This window comes from Rhizobium lusitanum (assembly GCF_014189535.1).
Classification (GTDB): domain Bacteria; phylum Pseudomonadota; class Alphaproteobacteria; order Rhizobiales; family Rhizobiaceae; genus Rhizobium; species Rhizobium lusitanum_C.
On sequence record NZ_CP050308.1, the window covers coordinates 500800 to 524382 of the forward strand.

Annotated in this window: 25 protein-coding genes and 1 pseudogene; 15 read left to right on the forward strand and 11 right to left on the reverse strand. The window is 59.9% G+C overall.

The window, feature by feature from the left end; translation table 11 throughout:
- Window positions 1-102 precede the first annotated feature (102 nt).
- The 3 genes and pseudogenes from HB780_RS16265 (at window position 103) to HB780_RS16275 (ending at window position 3582) form a co-directional block, all read left to right on the forward strand.
- Window positions 103-1441: pseudogene (locus HB780_RS16265) on the forward strand (peptidoglycan DD-metalloendopeptidase family protein).
- Window positions 1442-1624: 183 nt separating this feature from the next.
- Entirely contained in the window at window positions 1625-3148 is a 1524-nt protein-coding gene (locus HB780_RS16270) for a DEAD/DEAH box helicase (RefSeq protein ID WP_183693595.1), read from the forward strand.
- Between the two features lie 14 nt (window positions 3149-3162).
- Window positions 3163-3582 (forward strand): NUDIX domain-containing protein, encoded by a 420-nt coding sequence (locus HB780_RS16275; RefSeq protein ID WP_183693598.1) that lies wholly within the window; start codon window positions 3163-3165, stop codon window positions 3580-3582.
- A gap of 6 nt (window positions 3583-3588) precedes the next feature.
- On the opposite strand, the gene HB780_RS16280 is transcribed toward HB780_RS16275, so the two are convergent.
- From HB780_RS16280 to HB780_RS16310, 7 genes are all read right to left on the reverse strand, one after another.
- Complete coding sequence (locus HB780_RS16280) at window positions 3589-3909, reverse strand: TfoX/Sxy family protein (protein WP_183693601.1); 321 nt, start codon at window positions 3907-3909, stop codon at window positions 3589-3591.
- Between the two features lie 3 nt (window positions 3910-3912).
- Window positions 3913-5550, reverse strand: coding sequence for an NTP transferase domain-containing protein (locus HB780_RS16285; protein ID WP_183693604.1), 1638 nt, complete (start codon window positions 5548-5550; stop codon window positions 3913-3915).
- A complete protein-coding gene (locus tag HB780_RS16290) occupies window positions 5547-6254 on the reverse strand; it encodes an XdhC family protein (RefSeq protein ID WP_183693607.1) in 708 nt (235 codons plus the stop codon). The genes HB780_RS16285 and HB780_RS16290 overlap by 4 nt, the downstream gene beginning before the upstream one ends.
- A complete protein-coding gene (locus HB780_RS16295; RefSeq protein ID WP_183693609.1) occupies window positions 6254-6583 on the reverse strand; it encodes an XdhC family protein in 330 nt (109 codons plus the stop codon). Before HB780_RS16295 ends, HB780_RS16290 begins: the two co-directional genes overlap by 1 nt.
- Before the next feature lie 7 nt (window positions 6584-6590).
- The gene (locus tag HB780_RS16300; RefSeq protein ID WP_183693612.1) at window positions 6591-7838 is read right to left on the reverse strand and encodes a vWA domain-containing protein; all 1248 of its coding nucleotides are present in this window, start codon (window positions 7836-7838) and stop codon (window positions 6591-6593) included.
- Between the two features lie 4 nt (window positions 7839-7842).
- On the reverse strand, window positions 7843-8772 hold the full coding sequence (locus tag HB780_RS16305) for an AAA family ATPase (RefSeq protein ID WP_183693616.1): 930 nt from the start codon (window positions 8770-8772) through the stop codon (window positions 7843-7845).
- 123 nt (window positions 8773-8895) lie between these two features.
- Complete coding sequence (locus tag HB780_RS16310) at window positions 8896-9414, reverse strand: flavin reductase (protein ID WP_183693618.1); 519 nt, start codon at window positions 9412-9414, stop codon at window positions 8896-8898.
- 146 nt (window positions 9415-9560) lie between these two features.
- On the opposite strand from HB780_RS16310, the gene HB780_RS16315 reads away from it, so the two are divergent.
- Entirely contained in the window at window positions 9561-10643 is a 1083-nt protein-coding gene (locus HB780_RS16315) for a branched-chain amino acid ABC transporter substrate-binding protein (RefSeq protein WP_183693621.1), read from the forward strand.
- A gap of 31 nt (window positions 10644-10674) precedes the next feature.
- Here the strand turns inward: HB780_RS16315 and HB780_RS16320 are convergent, their stop codons facing one another.
- Window positions 10675-10962: a hypothetical protein gene (locus HB780_RS16320; RefSeq protein WP_183693624.1), complete on the reverse strand. Its 288-nt coding sequence runs from the start codon at window positions 10960-10962 to the stop codon at window positions 10675-10677.
- Between the two features lie 167 nt (window positions 10963-11129).
- Here HB780_RS16320 and rpe point away from each other — a divergent pair, with 167 nt between their 5' ends.
- From rpe to purB, 3 genes are all read left to right on the forward strand, one after another.
- Entirely contained in the window at window positions 11130-11816 is a 687-nt protein-coding gene (gene rpe, locus HB780_RS16325; protein ID WP_183693627.1) for a ribulose-phosphate 3-epimerase, read from the forward strand.
- On the forward strand, window positions 11803-12324 hold the full coding sequence (locus tag HB780_RS16330; RefSeq protein ID WP_183693631.1) for a hypothetical protein: 522 nt from the start codon (window positions 11803-11805) through the stop codon (window positions 12322-12324). The genes rpe and HB780_RS16330 overlap by 14 nt, the downstream gene beginning before the upstream one ends.
- Before the next feature lie 102 nt (window positions 12325-12426).
- Window positions 12427-13728, forward strand: coding sequence for an adenylosuccinate lyase (gene purB, locus HB780_RS16335; RefSeq protein WP_183693633.1), 1302 nt, complete (start codon window positions 12427-12429; stop codon window positions 13726-13728).
- A 12-nt stretch (window positions 13729-13740) separates the two neighbouring features.
- On the opposite strand, the gene HB780_RS16340 is transcribed toward purB, so the two are convergent.
- Together HB780_RS16340 and HB780_RS16345 are read right to left on the reverse strand one after the other, a co-directional pair.
- The gene (locus HB780_RS16340) at window positions 13741-14211 is read right to left on the reverse strand and encodes a low affinity iron permease family protein (protein ID WP_183693636.1); all 471 of its coding nucleotides are present in this window, start codon (window positions 14209-14211) and stop codon (window positions 13741-13743) included.
- Between the two features lie 120 nt (window positions 14212-14331).
- Window positions 14332-15138 (reverse strand): DUF2189 domain-containing protein, encoded by an 807-nt coding sequence (locus HB780_RS16345; RefSeq protein ID WP_183693639.1) that lies wholly within the window; start codon window positions 15136-15138, stop codon window positions 14332-14334.
- Between the two features lie 172 nt (window positions 15139-15310).
- Here HB780_RS16345 and HB780_RS16350 point away from each other — a divergent pair, with 172 nt between their 5' ends.
- From HB780_RS16350 to HB780_RS16370, 5 genes are all read left to right on the forward strand, one after another.
- Window positions 15311-15865: an RBBP9/YdeN family alpha/beta hydrolase gene (locus HB780_RS16350; protein ID WP_183693641.1), complete on the forward strand. Its 555-nt coding sequence runs from the start codon at window positions 15311-15313 to the stop codon at window positions 15863-15865.
- Between the two features lie 264 nt (window positions 15866-16129).
- Window positions 16130-16894: a phosphoribosylaminoimidazolesuccinocarboxamide synthase gene (purC, locus tag HB780_RS16355; RefSeq protein WP_007696300.1), complete on the forward strand. Its 765-nt coding sequence runs from the start codon at window positions 16130-16132 to the stop codon at window positions 16892-16894.
- An 18-nt stretch (window positions 16895-16912) separates the two neighbouring features.
- Entirely contained in the window at window positions 16913-17155 is a 243-nt protein-coding gene (gene purS / locus HB780_RS16360; RefSeq protein WP_007696302.1) for a phosphoribosylformylglycinamidine synthase subunit PurS, read from the forward strand.
- 103 nt (window positions 17156-17258) lie between these two features.
- Window positions 17259-17930 carry a phosphoribosylformylglycinamidine synthase subunit PurQ gene (gene purQ, locus HB780_RS16365; RefSeq protein ID WP_183693644.1) on the forward strand — a complete coding sequence of 224 codons (672 nt, stop codon included), beginning with the start codon at window positions 17259-17261 and terminating at the stop codon, window positions 17928-17930.
- A 127-nt stretch (window positions 17931-18057) separates the two neighbouring features.
- On the forward strand, window positions 18058-18465 hold the full coding sequence (locus HB780_RS16370) for a hypothetical protein (protein WP_183693647.1): 408 nt from the start codon (window positions 18058-18060) through the stop codon (window positions 18463-18465).
- Between the two features lie 222 nt (window positions 18466-18687).
- Here the strand turns inward: HB780_RS16370 and HB780_RS16375 are convergent, their stop codons facing one another.
- A complete protein-coding gene (locus HB780_RS16375) occupies window positions 18688-18936 on the reverse strand; it encodes a DUF1127 domain-containing protein (RefSeq protein WP_183697169.1) in 249 nt (82 codons plus the stop codon).
- A gap of 103 nt (window positions 18937-19039) precedes the next feature.
- Here HB780_RS16375 and HB780_RS16380 point away from each other — a divergent pair, with 103 nt between their 5' ends.
- The 3 genes from HB780_RS16380 (at window position 19040) to purL (ending at window position 23569) form a co-directional block, all read left to right on the forward strand.
- On the forward strand, window positions 19040-20458 hold the full coding sequence (locus HB780_RS16380; protein WP_183693650.1) for an aminotransferase-like domain-containing protein: 1419 nt from the start codon (window positions 19040-19042) through the stop codon (window positions 20456-20458).
- 193 nt (window positions 20459-20651) lie between these two features.
- Window positions 20652-21182 carry an acyloxyacyl hydrolase gene (locus tag HB780_RS16385; RefSeq protein WP_286203122.1) on the forward strand — a complete coding sequence of 177 codons (531 nt, stop codon included), beginning with the start codon at window positions 20652-20654 and terminating at the stop codon, window positions 21180-21182.
- Between the two features lie 155 nt (window positions 21183-21337).
- Window positions 21338-23569: a phosphoribosylformylglycinamidine synthase subunit PurL gene (gene purL / locus HB780_RS16390; protein ID WP_183693656.1), complete on the forward strand. Its 2232-nt coding sequence runs from the start codon at window positions 21338-21340 to the stop codon at window positions 23567-23569.
- The last annotated feature ends 14 nt before the right edge of the window (window positions 23570-23583 follow it).

Below are 23583 nucleotides of genomic sequence, written 5' to 3' on the forward strand. Positions count from 1 at the left end.
GAGTTTTTCTATTTTTTAATAGTTCGACATAAAGCAATTATTAACCATAAGTCCGTCTACTTCCTCAATGGATGCGAGAATGCATCGATTGGGAGATTCTCGGTGACAGCCAAACCTCAGAACCGGGTTTTCGGCAAGCAGAAGCGGTGTCACACCATCATCGTGGCAAGCGGCGATACCGTGCGTCACATGACCGTGCGCCCATGGATGGCAGCGCTTGCCGTGTGTGTCATCGGCATTTTTTCGATCGGCTATCTTCTGGCGACCTCCTATCTGGTGCTGCGCGACGACCTGATCGGTGCTACCATGGCCCGGCAGGCGCGCATGCAATATGATTATGAGGACCGCATCGCTGCGTTGCGCTCACAGGTCGACCGGGTCACCTCGCGCCAGCTTCTCGACCAGCAGGTCGTCGAGAAGAAGGTCGACAAGCTGATGGAGCAGCAGCAGGCTCTGTCCTCGCGCCACGGCAAGCTCGATGCACTGCTCGACCGGGCCGAGAATTCCGGCCTGACGGACAAGAGCGCAGATGCGCCGACGACGACCAGCAATCACGGCGGCAGAGGCGATCGCGCGGAATTGACCGGCGGCCTCAAGACGATCGAGACGCTTCTGTCGAGCAGCAAGCCCGCCGATGCCACTCCCGACAATTCCACCCTCGCCTACGTTCCCGCCCCCCGAAACCGTCGCTGATCGCGCCGATCGCGTGTTTTCCAGGGTGACGCTGTCGCTAAAGCATATCGAGCAGGATCAATTGACTCGCGTGCAGCGCCTGACAACCGGAGCCGCCGATACCGCCGACAACATCCAGTCGATCATGCAGAATGTCGGCATCAAGGTTCCGACTGTAACGGCCAGTGTGGCGAACAAGGATGATGAAGGCGTAGGTGGCCCCTATGTCGCACCTGAAAATGTCGATCAGTTCGAACAGTCCATGGTAGATCTCGATACGGCCCTGACGCGTCTTGAGACGGTGCGCGGCGCGGTCGAGAGCCTGCCATTCCGCAATCCCGCGCCGGGCAAGCTGATCACCAGCCCTTTCGGCAACCGCAAGGATCCTTTCTTCGGCAAGCTGGCGCTGCACACCGGTACGGATTTCCATTTCAGCCCAGGCGAGAGGGTCAGGGCAACGGCACCAGGCAAGGTCGTTTCCGCCGGCTGGACGGGTGGCTACGGCAACATGGTGGAGATCGATCACGGCGATGGCATCTCGACGCGCTATGGCCATATGGAGGAGCTGCTGGTCAAGGCCGGCGATATGGTGAAGAGCGGCGACGCCATTGGTCTCGCCGGTAGTACAGGGCGCTCGACCGGTACACATCTCCACTACGAAGTCCGCGAGAATGGCCACGCCATCGACCCGATGTATTTCATCAATGCCGGCATGAAGCTGGCAAGTTATATCAATGGGATCGGGACAATTTCCGCGCGAGAATTGTGACAAACTGGCAACAAAGATGGCGCTAATCTAAAAATTGCGTTATCAATGGCCATCAAGCTTTCTGAAGCGCCCGCTTTCCTTGACTTCGCGGGTATTTGGTTCTATGTCGCCCAGCATTGCGGCACGCTAGTACGTGTCGACTCATGAGTGTTCGACCGAACCGGAACGGAAATAGTTTTCCCTTTGACAACATTTGCTGACCTTGGCTTGAGCCAAAAAGTCCTATCCGCTGTAACAGACGCTGGTTACACCACGCCGACCCCGATCCAGGCCGGCGCTATTCCTCTTGCGCTGCAGCGCCGCGACATCTGCGGCATCGCCCAGACGGGCACCGGCAAGACCGCCTCCTTCGTTCTGCCGATGCTGACCCTCCTTGAAAAGGGCCGCGCCCGCGCTCGCATGCCGCGCACGCTTATCCTCGAACCAACGCGCGAACTCGCTGCGCAGGTCGCCGAGAATTTCGAAAAGTACGGTAAGAATCATCGCTTGAACATCGCGCTGCTGATCGGCGGCGTATCGTTCGACGAGCAGGACCGCAAGCTGGAGCGCGGCGCCGATGTGCTGATCTGCACGCCCGGTCGCCTGCTTGACCATTTTGAGCGCGGCAAGCTCCTGATGAGCGCCGTCGAAATCTTCGTCATCGACGAAGCCGACCGCATGCTCGACATGGGCTTCATCCCGGATATCGAGCGCATCGCCAAGCTTATTCCCTTTACCCGCCAGACGCTGTTCTTCTCGGCTACCATGCCGGCGGAAATCCAGAAGCTGGCCGACCGCTTCCTGCAGAACCCGGAACGTGTTGAAGTCTCGGCGCCTGCGTCAACGGCGAAGACCGTCACACAGCGTTTCGTCGCCTCGCATGGCAAGGATTACGAGAAGCGTGCCACGCTGCGTGATCTCATCCGCGCCCAGACCGACCTGAAGAACGCCATCATCTTCTGCAATCGCAAGGTAGATGTGGCCGACCTCTTCCGTTCGCTCGAACGCCACGGTTTCTCGGTCGGCGCGTTGCATGGTGACATGGACCAGCGCTCGCGCACGACGATGTTGCAGAACTTCCGTGACGGCCAGATCCAGCTTCTGGTCGCCTCCGACGTCGCAGCTCGCGGTCTCGACCTTCCCGATGTCGGTCACGTCTTCAATTTCGATGTTCCGATCCATTCGGAAGATTATGTCCACCGCATCGGCCGTACCGGTCGTGCTGGCCGTTCCGGCGCCGCCTTCACCCTGGTGACCAAGCGCGACACCAAGCATATCGACTCGATCGAAAAGCTGATCGGCGAAGATGTGCAGTGGCTGAACGGTGACCTGTCCGCGCTGCCGCCAGCAGAAGAAGGTGGAGACGACACTCGTTCCCCGCGCCGCCGCGAGCCGAAAGGCAGAGGCCGCGAGCGTGATCGCAGCCCCAGAGGCCGGAGTGCCTCGAGTCATAAATCTGATATCGACGTCACAGATAATGTCGTGGTTGAAGTGATCGAAGCAGCACCAGTAAAGGCCGAGAGCGTGAGAAACGAGCGCAAGTCTGAGAACAACAACAACAAGTCCCACAACGGTTCTCGTAACAACAATCGCCCCCTCCCCGCTGCCAACGACGATAGTCGCGAACGTCGCAATCGTTACCGCGACCATGATGACGGCCCGACTCCGGTCGGCTTCGGCGACGACATCCCCGCTTTCATGCTGATCGTTGCTAACGCCAAGGGCTAACAGGGTCGCGCGGCATGGGGAAACCCGGCATCGATTTCCCAGGATTAGGAACCGGTCTCGCAATTTTGCGGGATCGGAAACTGTTGCTCTATAAGCGCCTCAAGGCGCCGGAAGCCGGTTTCTGGAGCATCGTCGGCGGCAAGGTCGACCATATGGAGCCGGCGGCAAATGCCACCATCCGCGAGGCCGAAGAGGAGAGCGGCCTCTCCATCGGACAAATCGACTATCTCTGCGCCATCGAAGTCCTCGTAGAAGCCGACCAGCAGCACTGGATCTCGCTGATCTATGTCACCAAGGATTTTTCCGGCGAAGCAAGTCTGGTAGAGCCGGACAAGCTCTCCGATTTCGGCTGGTTCGGCCGCAACGAGTTGCCGCAGCCACTTTCCGCTTTTGCAAAGGCGACAATCGCCCATCTGAGCGAAGACGATTTTTAGCTAAAACTATTTATCCGCCCGCACAGCCGCCTCGTAGGCGAGCCTCACCCAGTGCGCCATGATGTCCGGATCGTCGAACGCATCGTCGGGGATCGACCAGTAGGGCATGTTGACGGGTTTGCCCTTCTTGCCCTCGTAAGCCCAGCGCCTGGCGCCCGCCTCCTCGAATTCCGGGGCGCTGATTTGATCAGCCTTCAGCAGCATCTCGCTATCCAGCTCGATGGCAAGGATGCGGCCCATATGATAGATGCCCTTGCCGCCGAACATGCGCTTGATCGTCACCGGGCCGAGCCCCTGAAACATCTCTTCGATCTCGATATTATCCATTCCCTACCCTTTCAAAATTCCGCCGGCTGCAAGCACGGCTTCGGGCGTATCGACATCGAGATGGGCGGCATCGCCGATATCCACATCGACGACGGCAAGCCCCGAAGTCTCGATGATATGTCTGGCGCCGACATCCCCCTCCAGACGCATCACGGCGTCGTAGACCGCTCGCGGCAGGATGACCGGATTGCCACGCTTGCCGCGCGACACGGCACGCACGATAGCCTGACCGGCCGCCTTGCGAAAGGCAGCAATCAGCACCTTCAGGTCGTCACTCGTGACGCCCGGCATATCGGCCAGCATGACCAGCACGCCATCAGACCGTTGCGCCGCCGGCGTACCGATGCCAGCGACCAGTGAGCTTGCCATGCCGGAGGCATAGTCTGGATTGTGCACCAGTTCGACCGCCAGCCCGGTAAGTGCACTCTCGATCTCTCTACGACGATGACCGGTGACCGCAATCACGGAGACAACGCCGCTTGAGAAGGCCGTCAGCGCAGAACGCCGCGCCAGCGGGATACCGTCGAACTCAGCCAACAGCTTGTGTGGTCCACCCTCGCCCATGCGGCTCGCCTTGCCGGCTGCAAGCAGAATGACGGCAACCGAAATCTGCGCTTCCGGCTTGGTTGCGATATCGCGCGGCCGTGGCCGCGATTGTATTTCCATGAGGAGCCCTCCGACGCCCATGCCGCTGATTTCCTGCGGTGTCGGCTGTTCGCCGGCAAGAATGCGGTCCAGCACCCAGTCGAAACCATTTTCCTTCGGACTGCGGGCGCAGCCGGGGGCGCCGACGACATAGACATCACCCACCTTGCCGAGCACCAGCAGATTGCCGGGATCGACCGGCATACCGACCTGAATGACGTCGCCACCCGCCAGCCGGATCGCTTCCGGGATGACATCGCCAGCGTCGATCACGGCGGATGCTCCAAAGACGATCACCAGCTTTGGCGATTGGTCGCCGGCCCGTAACGCCTCATTGATCGCCTCCGCAACCGCAGGCGCCTGATGCGCCACGCGCTCCTCACGCGCCAGCGCACTGCCAGCGAGCTGCAGCCGTTGCGACAGGATGCGCGCCGTCTTGTCCATCACGGAGGTCTTCAGGGATGGCAGTTCGGTGGCGACCAGCGATATCGCATGCGGCAGGAACGGCTTGACCTCGAACGCCGTCGTCATCCGCCGCAGGATATCGACACCGGCGGCAATTTTCGTGACAGAGACCGCGAGCGGTATGATCTTGAATGTCGCCACCATATCGCCGCGACGCACCGGGATGTGGTCGGCAAGGCAGGCAAGCGTGATGGCCGGATCGACGCTGTTGAGGCTGTCCACGACGGCACGGTTTGCAACGAACAGGCCGTCGACCGCGCTATGAACATTGACGCGCCCCGTGGCCGCCTCGGAAAAGGTTAGATGATCCGGCGCAATCGCCCGCGCCAACCGCTCCGCAGCCTCGTCCTCCATCAGATCGCCCGGTTCGATCCGCGCGGCGATGACCCGATCGATCCCGGCAGCGGCGAGACGATGAATATCTGCCAGCTCAAGAACATGCCCCTTGGCAAAGCTGCCATCGGGCAAGCGAATGGAATGCGCCAGGACCGCGCCAACCGCCTCTCTCGTCGGAAAATCGCCGAAGATCATTGCTTGTCACCCTTCGGCGACAAGATATCGCGGCCGTGCAATGCTCCGATAATCTCGGCCAGAATGGCAACAGCAATTTCCGCCGGGCTGGACGCGCCGATAGGCAAACCAATGGGCGCGCGAATCCTGGCGAGATCGCCTTCCGTCTGCCCTTCCCGCGTTAATCGTTCTAGCCGGCCCGCATGTGTCTTACGACTGCCAAGAGCGCCCACATAGAAACAGCCAGCTTTCAACGCTTCGCCAATCGCAAAATCGTCGATCTTCGGATCATGGGTCACCGCCACCAGCGCCGTATAGGCATCGAGCGGACGCTCCTTCAGCGCTTCCACCGGCCAGTCGGCAACGAGGTCGACGCCATCGAAGCGCTCCGGCGTCGCAAAGGCGGTGCGCGGGTCGATAATACGAATATCGAAACCGGCAAGCACAGCCATCTGCGCCAAGGCCTGGCTGATATGCACGGCGCCGATGACGACGATCTGCGCTGGCGGCAAGTGAACGTTGAGAAAGAGGCTCTGGCCCTCAATATCCACTGCGGAAGACTTTCCCGAGCGGAGGGCGAAAGCGACGGCATCGGCAAGCGGACCATCAACCGGATCCCCCTCCACAATCAGCCGATCCGCGCCACCGGAAAGATCGCTGACCAAGATCACCGCCTGCCGCGCCCGCCTCAATGCATTCAGCTTCGTCAGTATCTGACGGTCCATCAAATGAGCCTCTCGACATAGACGCGAATGCGGCCACCGCAAGACAGGCCGACCCGCCAGGCGGTTTCATCGGCCACCCCGAAGTCCAGCATGCGAGCCTTGCCGCTTTCGATCACATCCAGCGCCTCTGTAATCACGGCGCCCTCGACGCAGCCACCGGACACCGAGCCATGAAAATTGCCATCGCCGTCGATGACGAGATGGCTGCCGGTCGGGCGAGGTGCGGAGCCCCAGGTATCGATGACGGTCGCCAGCGCCACGCTGCGGCCGGCAGCTGCCCATTCCTCCGCGATCACAAGTGGATCCAGGCTTTCGGATGTGTTCGTCATCAGTGCCTCACAGCTTGGCGAGAAAACGGCGTGGATCATAGGCGCCGGCGCGACCGGCGCTGAGGGCCGACACGAGATCGGCAAGAGATAATAGATTGTGAACCGGACGGAATTCGTCAACATGCGGCAGCATGGTTCGCACACCTCGGGCACGAGGTTCAAACCCTTCGAAGCGCAGCAGCGGGTTGAGCCAGATCAGCCGCCGGCAAGAGCGATGCAGCCGATCCATCTCGGTTTCCAGAAGCTCGACGCCGTCCCGCTCCAATCCATCGGTGATGAGAAGCACGATCGCGCCCTGCCCGAGCACGCGACGCGCCCAGAGCCGATTGAACTCCTTCAGCGTTTCACCGATGCGCGTGCCGCCTGACCAGTCGCGGACCGCAGCGGTGCATTCGTCCAGCGCCTGATCCGGATCCTTGTGGCGCATCGCCCGCGTGACATTGGTCAGCCGCGTGCCGAACAGGAAGGTATGCACGCGCCGCCGTCTCTCGGTCAGCACATGCAGGAAATGCAGGAAGATGCGGGTATATTGGCTCATCGAGCCGGAGATGTCCGCCAGCACCACCAGCGGTGGCTGCATCTCCCTGGCCTTGCGATAACGCGGTAGGATCAGGGAGCCGCCGTTGCGCAACGCCGAGCGCATCGTCGCGCGGGGATCGATCCTGACCGGTGCATGTGCCGACACGAAACGGCGCGTTCGCACACTATCCAGCGGCAGTTTCAGCCTCGCCAATTCCTTCTTCGCAACGGCGATCTCCGCGGCCGACATCTGCGCGAAATCCATGCGGCGCAGCACTTCGCTGCCGGATGTGGTGAAGCGGGCATCGATCTCGATATCAGGCGTCTCGCGCTGCGGCCGGCGGTCGTTACGGTCACCGAGCAAGGCATCACCGGCGCGGGTTTCGCCCGGCTTCGGCTTTTCCTTTTCGCGATTGTCGAGTGCGATCGGCGACATCATCGCAATCATCTTCTGCACGAGATCACGCGAGCGCCAGAACAGCCGAAAAGCCTCGTCGAAAACCGCGAGATCCTCATGGCGCTTGACGAAGGTGGAACAGAGCGCTGCATGAAATTCTTCGCGCGAACCGATACCGATCGCCTCCACGGCTTCGATGGCGTCGGCAATGGCAGCAGGCCCGATCTTCAGGCCAGCCTTGCGGAGTGCACGCGCAAAGAAGACGATATTGTCCGCAAGGTGCCCGCCACCGGGTGGTGACGGTAGAGCGACGATGCCATCCTGCGCTTGCGGCTCCATCGCTTTATTCCGTCGCGAGCAGTTCGGATTTCACCTCGTCCAGCACCCGCTTACCCTCGCCGCCCTGAATGCGGGCGATGTCGTCCTGGTATTTCAGCAGGGCGCCGAGCGTATCGGAAATCGTCTCCGGATCGAGCGCCAGCTGGTCGAGTTCGGTCAGCGCCGTCGCCCAATCGATGGTTTCGGCGACACCGGGATTCTTGAACAGGTCGAGCGTGCGCAGCTTCTGAACATAGGCGACGATCTGGCGCGACAGCGCCTCGTTGCAGCCCGGCACCTTGCGGCGGATGATTTCAAGCTCCTGCGCCGCCTCGGGATACTCGACCCAGTGATAAAGGCAGCGCCGCTTCAGAGCGTCGTGCACCTCGCGGGTGCGGTTGGTGGTGATGATGACGATCGGCGGTTCGGCGGCCGTGATGGTGCCGAGCTCCGGCACGGTCACCTGGAAATCGGACAGCACTTCCAGCAGGAAGGCTTCGAATGCCTCATCGGTGCGGTCCAGCTCGTCGATCAGGAAGACCGGTGAGCGGCCTCCGACGCTAGACAAAGCCTGCAGCACAGGCCGGCGGATCAGATAGCGCTCCGAGAAGATATCGGCCTCGACACGGTCGCGATCGGTAAGACCCGATGCTTCGGCAAGGCGAATTTCCAGCATTTGCGCCGGGTAGTTCCACTCATAAACGGCGGAGGAAACGTCGAGGCCTTCATAGCACTGCAAGCGGATCAATGGCCGGTCGAGCGCCTTCGACAGCACCTTGGCGATCTCGGTCTTGCCGACACCGGCCTCGCCTTCGAGAAACAGTGGCCGCTTCATCTTCAGCGCCAGAAACAGCACGGTGCCAAGCGCCCGTCCGGCGAGATAGTCGTGAGCGCCGAGCAAGGCGATCGTCTCGTCGATCGAGCCGGGCAATGAGGAGGCAGCTTTATCCGACATGGTTTCTCCCATTACTGCGCCGCGCGTCCTATCGGACGCGCAAAGGACGCAGTAACATCTTAAACTGGCGCATAAACCTTTCCTTAAGTCGATTCCGATTCAAGGGGTTATGCGCTAGGGAGTTTATAGCGTGTGATAGTCGCGGTTCATATAGAGCAGAGCCGGCTTAGTTTCACTAAAACGCACAGCCATGACCTCGCCGAAAATGATGTGATGCGTCGAAGCTTCCTTGATCTCGGTGACGCGGCAGTCGAAGGCCGCCAGAGCGTCGGCAAGCACCGGCGCGCCGGTCACCAGTGTATCGAAGGTGCCGGCGGCAAAGCGCTCATCGTTGGTCAGATTCATTTTTCCGGAAAAGGCGTCCGCAAGCCCCTGATGATGGGCGCCGAGCGCATTCAGCGCGAAGACACCACTCTTGAAGAAGATCTCGTTCTTCACATTGGTGTTGTTGAGGCAGATCAGAACCGTGGCCGGATTATCGGAGACCGAGCAGGCGGCCGTGATCGTCACCCCGCGCCGCTCGCTGCCGAGTGCCGTGGTCACCAGTTGCACATGACCCGCATAACGGCTCATGGCATCGCGATAGAGCGCCGGAACCATACTCTGCCTATCAAGCACGATCGTTTCCCTCATTTCCGTCATTTCTCAGTTTCCGTTCAATATGGCGGTCGGATGCTAGCTTTTCTACAATAGGATTATTGAAAACCGAGTGATTTTGTTGCTTTTTCTTTGACGACCACTGTCATGTGGATAAAAGGGCAGAAGATTTGCCCAGGATAACCCAGCCGATGAATGTTCTGCGTCGCATACCGCTTCTGATGATGCTGCTTCTGGCAGCCGGCAGCAGCCATGCCGCTGGCATCAATATTGGTATTGTAGCACCGCAGGACGGAAACTTCGCAGCACTCGGCGCCGAGATCACCGCCGGCGCCAAATTCGAAGTGCAAACGCAGCAGAATTCCGCCACCATCGTCAATGAGCCCTGCACTGAAGATGGTGGCCAGGCCGTGGCCGAGGCGCTGATCACGGCCAAGGTACAGGTCGCCATCGGCTTCCTCTGCAGCGAAACCCTGGAAAGCGCGCTGCCACGGCTGAAGGATGCCGGCATTCCCGTCATCACCGTCTCGGCGCGCTCCCACATCTTGATGGACGATGCGCTGAAGAATGGCTGGCCGTTGTTCCGCCTTGCTCCGGTCGACACTGCCGAGGCCGCGATGGCGGTCGACGCCATCCTGAAAGGCTGGACGGCGGAGCCGATGGCGCTGATCGACGATGGTACGATCCACGGTCGCGAACTCGTGAGCGCGGTTCGCAGCGCGCTGGAGGACAAAGGCCTGAAGCCTGTTTTCACCGACACCTTTCGCCCCGGCCAGGATCAGCAGATCGCCCTTGTCCGCCGACTGAAGAAGGCAGGTGCCACGCGTGTCTTCATCGGTGGCGACCGCAGCGACGTGGCAATCATCGCTCGAGATGCCCAGAGCGAGAGCATCCCATTGAAATTGATGGGCGGCGACGCGATGCGCGCCGCCAATCAGCCTGTGCCTTTGGCCGACGGCGTTCAGGCCATCGCCTTGCCCGAATACGCCGGTCTGCCCGCTGCCCAGGCGGCAACACAGGCTATGCGCACCAGCGGTATCGAACCGGACGGCTACATCCTGCCGGCAGCAGCAGCAGCGCTGATCGCAAATCAGGCGGCCGAAAGTGCCAAAGCGGAAAACAAGCCGATTGCCGACAAGCTCATCGGCACAGCCTTTCAGACCCCAATCGGCCCGATCACCTTCGGCCGGAACCACGAATTGACAGACAATCCCTACCGCTTGCTGGAATGGTGCGGCAACGCCTTCGTGCCTGTGGCGGCGGCGTCGAACTGATAGGGTTCTGCGCAAGTCTGGCACCCAAGGCTCATTGGTCTTTTTCGTTACGATGTCGAGAGAAGAGGGATAAGAAACTTAGTCCGTTAAGCTCGCCGATACCGATGCCAACAACAAGGCACCCCAGTGTAATCGTTACCCATTCCGTGTCGAATATAGCGACAACAGCGAAGCAAAAAGCATAGAATATAGCAAAATATAATATTCGACTTAGCTTCTCTCTCTTTGACAAAAATGGACGGCGTTTATTTTTTATTTGCTCAGGCAAAACAATATCTCCACATTTCACGTTGCCGCCGGCAAGCAATGTAATTGCCACGAAATTCGCGCCTCTTCTTAATCGACAAAGTCGTATTCAAACAGAGATACCCTTCCTCAGCGAACCGAATCCAGGAAGATACGCTTCGTCGCGACAGCCTAGGTTGTCCACCAGCAGAACCGGTGATAAGCCAAGCGCGAAAAAATCAGACGGAGTTCAGCCATCTCATGACCTTGCCGATCCGCATTGCCCCCTCCATTCTCGCAGCCGATTTCGCCAAGCTAGGGCAGGAAGTCAGAGATGTGACCGAAGCCGGCGCGGACTGGATCCATCTCGATGTCATGGATGGGCATTTCGTGCCGAACATTTCCTTCGGGCCCGATGTGATCAAGTCGCTGCGCTCCTATACGACCGCCACATTTGACTGCCACCTGATGATCTCGCCCGCTGATCCCTATCTCGAAGCCTTCGCCAAGGCCGGCTGCGACCGGATTACGGTTCACGCAGAGGCGGGCGTGCATCTGCATCGTTCGCTGCAGACAATCCGCAATCTCGGCAAGAAGGTCGGCGTCACGCTCAATCCGGCAACGCCGCTATCGATCCTGGAGAACGTACTCGACGATATCGACCTGATCCTGATCATGTCAGTCAATCCGGGTTTCGGCGGCCAGAAATTCATTCCGGCCATGGCCGACAAGATCCGCAACGCCAAGTCACTCATCGGTGACCGCCCGATCGAGCTGGAAGTCGACGGCGGTGTCACCGTCGAGACCGCGCCGATGATCACCGCCGCCGGCGCCAATGTACTCGTCGCCGGCTCGGCGATCTTCAAGGGCGCTTCCGTCGAGGCCTACAAGCAGACGGTGTCCGATCTCAGGGCTGCGGCAGAACGGGGCCGCGTTGGATCAAATTAATCCGGCCAGCGCTGTCGTTGCGAGCGGGCGGCTGAGGGCAGCCGTCCCTTCCTATCGACAGCTCTTGATCGGGGCGCTCTGCTGGGGTAGCGCAATGGCAAGCTCAGCACTGGTAGCGCTCTATCTGCGCAATGGCCTTCTGACGAGCCATCTGCCTGCCTTGATCGCCGTCTATTTCCTCGGCGGCGCGCTTGCCTGGCCCTTCATGCTGCCGCTGGCGCGGTTGCTCGCGCACGGTCGAGCACTCGAAGCGCGTTTCGCGGCCTTCTTCCTGACGCTGTCGGTCGGCACCGTCGCCATGACAGCCTTCCTCTTTGCCATGGACTACCGCTGGTTCTATGCGCGCTGGCATGCGCCTTTCGGTACGCTCGTCTGGGCATTCCAGTTCGCCTTCACCAGCGCCAGTGCCGTCTATCAGTTCGCGGTCCTCGGCCTTGGCCTGTTTTTACCCTTCGGTCTCCTCTGTTTGGCGGCCGCGAGCCTCTATCTCGCCAGGCATATGCGTTGAGCCGAACGAAAGATTGCGCCAAGAAACATTGAGATTGCCGCCCGTCTTTGTTATGGGGGCGCCAAGCATTCGTTTCCCGCACCCCAAGAAAGTTGTGAGCCCATGATCCCGCGCTACTCCCGACCGGAAATGGTCGCCATCTGGTCGCCCGAAACCAAGTTCCGTATCTGGTTCGAGATCGAGGCTCACGCTTGCGACGCTCTGGCCGCACTCGGCGTCATTCCGAAGTCCGCTGCCGAGACCATCTGGGAAAAAGGCGGCAAGGCGACCTTCGACGTCGACCGCATTGACGAGATCGAAGCCGTCACCAAGCATGACGTCATCGCCTTCCTGACGCACCTGGCCGAAATCGTCGGTCCCGATGCCCGCTTCGTGCACCAGGGCATGACCTCTTCCGACGTGCTCGACACCTGCTTCAACATCCAGCTCGTACGCGCCACCGACATCATGCTTGCCGATATCGACAAGCTGCTGGAAGCGCTGAAGCGCCGCGCCTTCGAACACAAGGATACCGTCACCATCGGCCGCTCGCATGGCATCCATGCCGAGCCGATCACTTTCGGCGTCAAGATGGCGCTTGCCTATGCCGAATTCGAGCGCTGCAAGCAGCGCCTGATCGCCGCGCGCGAGGAAGTCGCCACCTGCGCCATTTCCGGCGCTGTCGGCACCTTCGCCAATATCGATCCGCGCGTCGAAGAGCATGTCGCCGCCGCCCTCGGCCTGAAGCCGGAGCCGGTGTCGACGCAGGTCATCCCGCGCGATCGCCACGCCATGTATTTCGCAACGCTCGGCGTCGTCGCCTCCTCGATCGAGCGCCTCTCCGTCGAAATCCGCCATCTGCAGCGCACCGAAGTGCTGGAAGCCGAGGAATATTTCTCCCCCGGCCAGAAGGGCTCGTCGGCCATGCCGCACAAGCGCAACCCGGTCTTGACCGAAAACCTGACCGGCCTTGCCCGCATGGTCCGCTCCTATGCCCTTCCGGCAATGGAGAACGTGGCTCTCTGGCACGAGCGCGATATCTCGCACTCCTCTGTGGAACGCATGATCGGCCCGGACGCGACCGTGACCCTCGACTTCGCACTGTCACGCCTCACTACCGTCATCGACAAGCTTCTGGTCTATCCGGAAAATATGATGAATAATTTGAACAAGTTCCGCGGACTTGTTCATTCCCAGCGCGTGCTGTTGGCGCTGACCCAAGCCGGCGTTTCCCGCGAGGATTCCTACCGTCTCGTCCAGCGCAATGCCATGAAGGTCTGGGAACAGGGCAAGGACTTCCTTGAGGAGCTGCTTGCCGACCAGGAGGTCCGCGCTGCGCTCTCGGAAGAGGAGATTCGCGAAAAGTTCGACCTCGGCTATCACACCAAGCACATCGACACGATCTTCAAGCGCGTTTTCGGCTAAGGTCGAACAAGCCTATCGATCCGATTTTGAAGGGGCGGCGCTGACAATGCGCCGCTTTTTCTGTTTCAGGCGCGATTTCGCGGAGGGCATATTTTCTCGCTGGCCATTTTCCGCCTCCTCGCCGCGGCTCTTCGCAGCTTTTTCCACCAGTCGGTCCAGGTGTTTCAGATCCTCCTCGTCGAGATTCTCTATCCCGACGAAACGGTTTTCCGCGGCACTGGTCAGGATGAGTTCGTTGAGCTTGGCCTGGATGGCGCGCGTATCACGCGTCTGTGCGTTCTGCAGCAGGAAGACCATCAAGAAGGTGATGATGGTGGTGCCGGTGTTGATGACAAGCTGCCAGGTCTCTGAGAAATCGAAGATCGGCCCCGTCAGACCCCAGACTACAACCGATAGCAGCGCCAAGATGAAAATAACCGGTTTCCCCGCCCATTCCGAAACAATGGCGGCGAAACGCGCGAAAATATGCTTGAGCTCTGCCATGAACCGCATCCTCCTCCACGCCCTGCGTATCCCCCGAATTGGGAGATACATGAGAGGTGACGCGGATCAACGCTGCAAGGTCATCCCGGTTCCATACAACGGGCGCCAGACAAGCCTGGTCTAATGCGCACCGGCGGGCACGACCAGCTTGCGATAGAGATGCCAGGTGGCATGGCCGAGGATAGGCATGACTACGGCAAGGCCCGCGAAGATCGGGATAGTACCGATCACCAGAAGTGCGGCCACCATCACGCCCCAGATCGCAATCGGCACCGGATTGAGCAATGTTGCGCGGAGGCTGGCATCGACCGCCGCCACGGCACCGACATCGCGGTCGAGCAGTAGCGGGAAGGTGACAATGGTGGTCGCCAGAACCACAACGGCAAAGACGAAGCCGACGAGATTACCCCAGAACATCATCGCCATGCCCTGCGGTGTCGTCAGCACATTGGATATGAACGACGACAGCGTTACCGGCACCGCATCACCGAAAAAGGCCACATAGATGGTCTGCGCCACCACCAGCCAGACGATGAAGAAGGCAAACAGCATAAGGCCGACCACGATGATCGACGGCAAGGCCGGCGAAAAGCGCACGTCGAAAGCATGCCGCCAGGATGTATCCATCCCTTTTTCCCGTCGCATGCTGATCTCGTAAAGGCCGATCGCCGCCAACGGCCCCAGCAGTGCGAAGCCGGACATCAACGGAAAGAGCAACGGCAGCAGGTTGGCGCCAGAGCTCCACAGGGGCAGCGCAATACCCGCGATCGGATACATCAAACACAGAAAGACATAGTGCGATGGTTTTTCCCTGAAGTCGTCCAGCCCCAGTTTCAGGGCATCGACGAGATCGGCAACGCCGATCTTGCGGATGGCCGGACGCGTAAAGGTATGGTCTGCTCCAGCCATGACGTGAAATGCTGCCATAATATTCCTCCTCCTCATCAGCCTATGTGTTCAGCTGGCGGCACGGGAATGTCGAGCAAAAGAGACGCCGACATCATCAATCGCTACCGGCAGGCATGATACTAGCAAATTTTGCGGCAATTGTCGCCTTTTCCCTTGACAGCCAGGCCTTCCTTTTCCACATCGGCACATCATGAAAGTCTCCGAAGCAGATATTCTCATTGTTCCCGGTTACACCAATTCCGGCCCCGACCACTGGCAGACGCGCTGGGAGCAGAAGCTCTCGACGGCGCGGCGCGTGGAACAGGCTGAATGGTCAAAGCCCGTGCGCGATGATTGGGTTGCCCGTATCGCCGAAGAGGTGAACGCTTGCACCAAACCGGTGGTACTGGTGGCGCACTCGCTTGGCGTTCCCTCGGTGATCCACGCGATCCCGCTTTTTCGCAAAAAAGTGGCTGGCGCCTTCTTCGTCACGCCGCCCGATGTCGCCAATCCGAAGATCAAACCGAAGCATCTGATGACTTTCGGTCCCTACCCGCTCGATCCCCTGCCTTTTCCCTCGCTCATCATCGCCAGCCGCAACGATCCCTTCAGTAGCTACGAGCATACCGAAGAGCTGGCCCGTAGCTGGGGCTCTCAGCTGATCGATGCCGGTGAGGCGGGCCATATCAATGCCGATTCCGGCCACGGTCCCTGGCCGGAAGGCACGATGGTCTTCGCCAAGTTTATGAGCAGCCTCAAACCGTAATAGCGGCCAGTGTGATACAATGGCTTGCATAGGCTGGGTCACTAGCCTGTGCAGTACCGGTGGGCTTCATTCCATCGTCAAGTAAAAGCCTGTAGAATATGAGAAGACAGGATCGCGATTCTCGCATTGGTACCCACCAAAGCCGGAAATCCGAGGAAGGAGGCGCTGGCGGATTGTGAATTTGCTTCTTATCCGTTATGGGGACGCCAACAGACAGATCCAATTGCGCTTCCTCCAGAGCGCCAACGATAGAGAACAACACCAATGAACCGTCGCCGCCGTATTTACGAGGGCAAGGCCAAGATCCTTTACGAGGGACCTGAGCCGGGCACGCTGATCCAGTTTTTCAAGGATGACGCCACCGCCTTCAATAAGAAGAAACACGAAGTCATCGATGGCAAGGGTGTTCTGAACAATCGCATCTGCGAATATATTTTCAGCCATCTGAACAAGATCGGCATTCCCACACACTTCATCCGCCGCCTCAACATGCGTGAGCAGCTGATCAAGGAAGTGGAGATGATCCCGCTCGAGATCGTCGTGCGCAACGTTGCCGCCGGCTCGCTCGCCAAGCGCCTCGGAATCGAGGAAGGCGTGGTTCTGCCACGCTCGATCATCGAGTTCTATTACAAGTCCGACGCACTCGAAGACCCGATGGTCTCCGAAGAACACATCACCGCCTTCGGCTGGGCCAACCCGGCGGAACTCGATGACATCATGGCGCTCGCCATCCGCGTCAACGACTTCATGACCGGCCTCTTCCTCGGCGTCGGTATCCAGCTTGTCGATTTCAAGATCGAATGCGGCCGCCTGTTCGAAGGCGACATGATGCGCATCATCCTCGCCGACGAAATCTCGCCGGACTCTTGCCGTCTCTGGGACATCGAAACCCATGAGAAGATGGACAAGGACCGTTTCCGTCGCGACATGGGCGGCCTGGTGGAGGCTTATTCCGAAGTTGCCCGCCGTCTCGGCATCATCAATGAAAACGAACCCGTGCGCGGCACGGGGCCGGTTCTCGTCAAGTAAAGCGCAGGAAGGACAATCGTGATCAAGGCTCGTGTAACCGTCACGCTCAAGAACGGCGTTCTCGACCCACAGGGCAAGGCCATTGAAGGGGCACTCGGCGCGCTCGGCTTCGAAGGCGTCGGCCAGGTCCGCCAGGGCAAGGTCTTCGACCTGGAGCTCAACGGTGCCGACAAGGCAAAAGCCGAAGCCGAGCTGAAAGCCATGTGCGAAAAGCTCCTCGCCAACACGGTGATCGAGAACTTCAGCATTTCGATCGACTGATTGCCGTTTTCCGGGAGCCATTCTTTCTTTGTCGTAGACAATGGAGTATGGCTCGCCGAACACATCCAAGCCAGCATCCTTCGCCTATCTCGGGAGCAGAATCATGAAATCAGCAGTCGTTCAACTTCCCGGTCTCAATCGCGACCGTGACATGATCGCAGCGCTGACCAAGATTTCCGGCGTTGCGCCTGTCACGATCTGGCAGACGGAAACCGAGATTCCGGATGTCGATCTGATCGTCATTCCCGGCGGCTTCTCCTATGGCGATTACCTTCGTTGCGGCGCAATTGCAGCCCGCATGCCAGTCATGCAGGCGATCAAGGAAAAGGCCGACAAGGGCGTTAAGGTTCTCGGCGTCTGCAATGGCTTCCAGATTCTGGTCGAAGCCGGCATGCTGCCCGGCGCGCTGATGCGCAATGCCTCGCTGAAGTTCGTCTGCCGCGAGATCAAGCTTGAAGTCGTCAACGCCGAAACGGACTTTACCCGCGCTTATGCCAAGGGCCAGGTGATCCGTAGCCCGGTCGCCCATCATGACGGCAATTATTTTGCCGACGCCGAAACGCTGGCGGCGATCGAAGGCAATGGCCAGGTGGTCTTCCGCTATGCCGAAGGCACCAATCCGAACGGCTCGATGAACGATATCGCCGGCGTCATCAGCGCCAAGGGCAATGTACTTGGCATGATGCCGCATCCGGAAAACCTGATCGAGGCAGCTCATGGCGGCTCGGACGGTCGCGGCCTCTTCGCCTCCGCCCTCGACGTGATCGCCGCCTAAGGCGATCATCCGCACCAACAGTGGAACTTGCGAACCGGCTGACGCCTTGTCTCGTAACAGCGTCGGGCGGTTCCCTTTACATCAGTGGCTAAGAGCAGCCCAAACCCATCCATTGGAAGAGAGATTGATGCGCCCTCGCCTCGTTACCGGATTTTATTCCGCCGCCGCTCTCACGGCTCTCGGCCTGCTTGTCACGTCCTGCGGCACGCGCGCACCGACCCCTGTTACGGTTGATCGTACCGCACTGACGACGATGGAACGTGTCATGCTGAGCGCCAACGCATGCTGGTTCAAAACGGCCGATCCGGCCTTTGCCGGCTATCAGCTCGCGCCTGAGCTCAACTCCTTCACCGGCCGCCCGCGCATCCTCGTGGTCGACAAGAAGCACCCGACAGGCCGCCCGTCTCTCGTCGTCCAGGCGGAAGGCAATCCGGCGCAGCTGCAGGCTTTCGGTCCGATGATGTCAGGCGCATCCGGCGGCCGCATCACCGGCGATGTCAACCGCTGGGCCGCAGGCTCAAGGGGCTGCCAGTAACGGTTTCCCCGCCGCGATTTCATCGCCGGCAACAAGACCGTCTTGGGAAGGTGTGACAAACCCTCACCTTCCCAGTTCATAGCAATGGATCGTTTCGTCGTCATTTCAGGTTGCTCGAACGGCCGCAAGTCGACCTTGCTCGAGGCTCCGAAGCGTCGAGGGTATCCGGTGGTCGAGGAGCCGGGGTGCATATTTAGCTAGGTGTTAGCGCGACTCGACTGCTCAATCCCAGAAAAACGACTTGCTGACTTCAGTCTTCGCTTCACTGCGCGTCAGCCCGATATCGCGCAATTGATCATCCGTCAGATCTCGCAACGTACACCGGCTTTCGCGCTTCTGTAGCCAAAGCGCAAAGGACGCCAAAAGACGGTGTACCAAGCGCGACATTGATTGCGTCGGCCTGAAAGCATCAAGCGGTATCTTGACGGGTGCGGTGCCTTTGGAAAGGCAGATTGTATCTATTGTATCCATTTTGCGCTCGCGGAATTGTGACAATGAAAATGTATCGAGCCAAACGATACAATTGACTCATAGTATTGACTCTATTTTCGAGGCAATCTAAGAAATTGTCATCATGACAAATTGGCTGCCTGACATTTCCAGCGGCAACGGACCGGTTTACATCCGCGTCGCCGACAGTATTGAAAACGCGATTACCCATGGCGTGTTGCCGCCGGGGACGAAGCTGCCGCCGCAACGCAATCTCGCCTACGATATTGGGGTGACAATCGGCACCGTCAGCCGGGCCTATGCGCTCGTGCACGAACGCGGCCTCGTCGCCGGTGAAGTCGGCCGCGGAACCTACGTGCTCGACCGCATCAACAGCAAGCAGATCGAGCCGGTGGACCCGATCACACAGGCGCTGGCCGGCACCCGTGGCCTGGAAACCCCTGATGGCAAGATCCGCTTCGATACGACGGCAGCGCCCGATATCGGCCAGGGCGAGGTTATCGGTCGGCTTTTCGCAGACATCAGCCGGGATCATCAGGCGGAGATTTCCTCCTATTCGCGGAGCTTTCCGACGAACTGGTTCCGCGCCGGCCAGGTCTGGCTTGCCCGCAACGGCTGGCAGCCGGCGATCGAGACGGTGGTGCCGACGCTCGGCGCCCATGCCGCTGCCATCGCCGTCATTTCGGCCGTCACCTCCCCCGGCGACAAGATCGTCTTTGAGAACCTGACCTACACCCAGGTTAGCCGCGCCACCCGTCTCCTTGGCCGCCGCTCCATATTGGTGGATTCCGACGAACACGGTATCATTCCCGACGATTTCGAGCGGCTTTGCCAGCAGCAACATCCGCGCCTGGCCTTCCTGATGCCGACGGCGCACAATCCAACATTGATCACGATGCCGGAGACACGACGCCGCGCGATCGCCGCCATTGCCCGGCGTCACAGCGTCTGGCTGATCGAGGACGATCTCTATGGCGGCATGACCGAGGACCAGAATCCGCTGATGGCAAGCATCGCGCCGGAGCGCACCTTTCTTGTCAGCGGCCTGTCAAAATCCGTCACCGCAGGCGTGCGCGGCGGCTGGGTTGCCTGCCCGCCGCATTTCGCCCAGCGCATCAAAGTCACCCACAAGATGACAACTGGCGGCCTGCCTTTCATCCTGGCGGAAACTTGCGCCCGATTGGTCCTTGAGGGCCATGCGTTGGCGCTGCGCCGCAAGGCGGTCGATGAAATCCGCGCCCGTGAACAATTGGCGCGCGAGGCGCTATCCGGCTTCGAATTCACCTCGCATCCGCATGTGCCGTTCCTGTGGCTGAAGCTGCCAGAGCCATGGCTTTCAGGCACATTCAAGAATGCGGCCCTCGCCGAAGGCGTGCTTGTCGACGATGAGGACGAGTTCAAGGCAGGGCGCTCGGATAGGGTCTATCACCGCGTTCGCGTCGCCTTTTCCTCTCCGCAGCGGCGCGACGACGTCGCCTCCGGTTTCATGACGCTGCGCCGTCTTCTGGAAAACGGCTCGGCCGGCTACGACAGCCACATATGACGGCACTGTTGCGGTTTTGCTCCGACCGCGAAAAACTAAGTCTTACTTAACAAGGCATGCTTTACCTCGCGTTCGCGGGTGCTACCATCCCCAATACGACACGATTCGCTCGCCATATTGGGGGGAGTGCATGCCTAACGTTTCTATTTTGAGCCGCCTCTTTGGGAGGAACGGTCTCGCAGCTATTTTTGTTATGACTGCCTCGATTTTCGTTACCACTGAAACCGCTGCTGCCGCAGACAACAAGATATTCGATGAGCTGCGTTTCGGCTCCAGCGCTTCCATTCAAAGCGGATACGATCATGAAAAGGGCGTCTTCCCGGATGTCCAGGTCCTGTTCAATCCGTTCGGCTATAATCCGACCGCGGACTGGAAGGATCAATTGGCGCATCCGCGCATCCATCTCGGAACCTCTGTCGGCACGGCCGGCTCTGCGACGCAATTCTATGGCGGCCTGACCTGGACGATCACGCACAACAACGGCATCTTCACCGAAGCTGGTTTCGGCGGCACCATTCATACCGGCAACCTCGATGACTGGACCGAGCACGGCCCAATGCTCGGCTGTCGCCTGCTATTCCATGAATATGCTGGGCTCGGATACAACTTCGATAGCCATTGGAACATGATGGCGCAGATTGCCCATTCCTCCCATGCCGATCTTTGCGATGGTCCCAATGGCGGCATGACGCGCGTCGGGCTTCTGGTCGGCTACAAGTTCTGATCGCCGCCAAGCGGCCACGAATGATCAGGCCCGCGATTTACCTATTGTGAATCGCGGTCATTTTCCTGTCGCGCGACAGGTTCACATGCGCTAAAGAGACCCCAATCCCCTGACCGGCCTTCAAACCCTTTACAGGCAAGGACCTTCGAGCGCCCATGACCCTTTCGAACACGATCCAGATTACCCCGGAACTGATTGCCTCCCACGGCCTGAAGCCGGACGAATATCAGCGCATCCTGGATCTGATCGGCCGCGAGCCCTCCTTTACAGAGCTCGGCATCTTCTCGGCCATGTGGAACGAGCACTGCTCTTATAAATCCTCGAAGAAGTGGCTGCGCACCCTGCCGACCAAGGGACCGCGCGTCATTCAGGGCCCTGGCGAAAATGCCGGTGTGGTCGACATCGATGACGGCGATTGCGTTGTCTTCAAGATGGAGAGCCACAACCATCCCTCTTATATCGAGCCGTATCAGGGCGCTGCGACCGGCGTCGGCGGTATCCTGCGCGACGTCTTCACCATGGGTGCCCGCCCGATTGCAGCGATGAACGCGCTGCGCTTCGGCGAGCCGGACCATCCGAAGACCCGCCACCTCGTTTCCGGCGTCGTCGCCGGCGTCGGCGGCTATGGCAATTCCTTCGGCGTGCCCACAGTCGGCGGCGAAGTCGAATTCGACGCGCGCTATAACGGCAATATCCTGGTCAACGCTTTTGCGGCCGGTCTTGCCAAATCCAATGCCATATTCCTGTCCGAGGCCAAGGGCGTCGGCCTGCCAGTCGTCTATCTCGGCGCCAAGACCGGCCGTGACGGCGTCGGCGGCGCGACCATGGCATCGGCGGAATTCGACGAATCGATCGAAGAGAAGCGCCCGACCGTTCAGGTCGGCGACCCCTTCACTGAGAAGTGCCTGCTGGAAGCCTGCCTTGAGCTGATGCAGACCGGCGCCGTCATTGCCATCCAGGACATGGGTGCCGCCGGCCTCACCTGCTCGGCTGTCGAAATGGGCGCCAAGGGCGACCTCGGCATCGAGCTTGACCTCGACAAGGTGCCGGTGCGCGAAGAGCAGATGACGGCCTATGAAATGATGCTGTCGGAAAGCCAGGAGCGCATGCTCATGGTGTTGCAGCCGGAAAAGGAAGCGGTCGCCAAGGCGATCTTCGTCAAGTGGGGTCTGGATTTCGCCATCGTCGGCAAGACCACCGACGACCTCCGGTTCCGCGTCATCCATCAGGGCGAGGAAGTCGCCAATCTGCCGATCAAGGATCTCGGCGACCAAGCGCCGGAATATGACCGTCCCTGGCGCGAATCCGACAAGCGCGCGCCCCTGCCCGCCAATCTCGTCGCGGCACCGGGGGATTACGGCCAAGCGCTGCTGTCGCTGGTCGGCTCGGCCAATCAGTCCAGCCGCCGCTGGGTCTACGAACAATATGACACGCTGATCCAGGGCAACTCCCTGCAGCTTCCGGGCGGCGACGCCGGCGTTGTTCGCGTCGAAGGTCATCCGACCAAGGCGCTCGCCTTCTCCTCCGACGTGACGCCGCGCTATGTCGAGGCCGATCCGTTCGAAGGCGGCAAGCAGGCCGTTGCCGAATGCTGGCGCAATATCACAGCGACCGGCGCCGAACCGCTGGCTGCGACGGATAACCTGAACTTCGGCAATCCGGAAAAGCCCGAGATCATGGGCCAGCTCGTCGGCGCCATCAAGGGCATCGGCGAAGCCTGCCGCGCACTCGACTTCCCGATCGTCTCGGGCAACGTGTCGCTCTACAATGAAACCAACGGCGTCGGGATCCTGCCGACGCCGACGATTGCCGGTGTCGGCCTGTTGCCGGACTGGAAGGCAATGGCGCGCATCGGCTCTGCCTCCGAAGGCGATCGCGTCATCATGATCGGCGTCGATGGCAGCCATCTCGGCTCTTCCATCTATCTGCGCGACATCCTCGGCTCGACGGACGGCCCGGCTCCGGAAGTCGATCTTTTCGCCGAACGCCGCAACGGCGATTTCATCCGTTCGGCCATTCGTAACGGCCAGGTCACCGCCTGCCACGACATTTCCTCGGGCGGTCTCGTGCTTGCGCTCGCCGAAATGGTCATGGCGTCGGGCAAGGGTCTGCGCGTCGAACTTGCCGAATGCAGGGGGCTGCCGCATGCCCTGCTCTTCGGTGAGGATCAGGCGCGCTATGTCATTGCTGTGCCTGCCGATGTTGCCGATTTCATCTGCATTAATGCCGAAAGCGCTGGCGTGCCTTTCCGTCGTCTCGGCACGGTTGGCGGTGACGCTCTAGCCATTGACGGGCTGCTCTCCGTTTCCGTTCAGCAGTTGCGTCAGGCGCATGAATCGTGGTTTCCTGCCTTCATGGATGGCAGTGCGCTCGCTGCTGCCGAATAGAATGAGGTAAATCA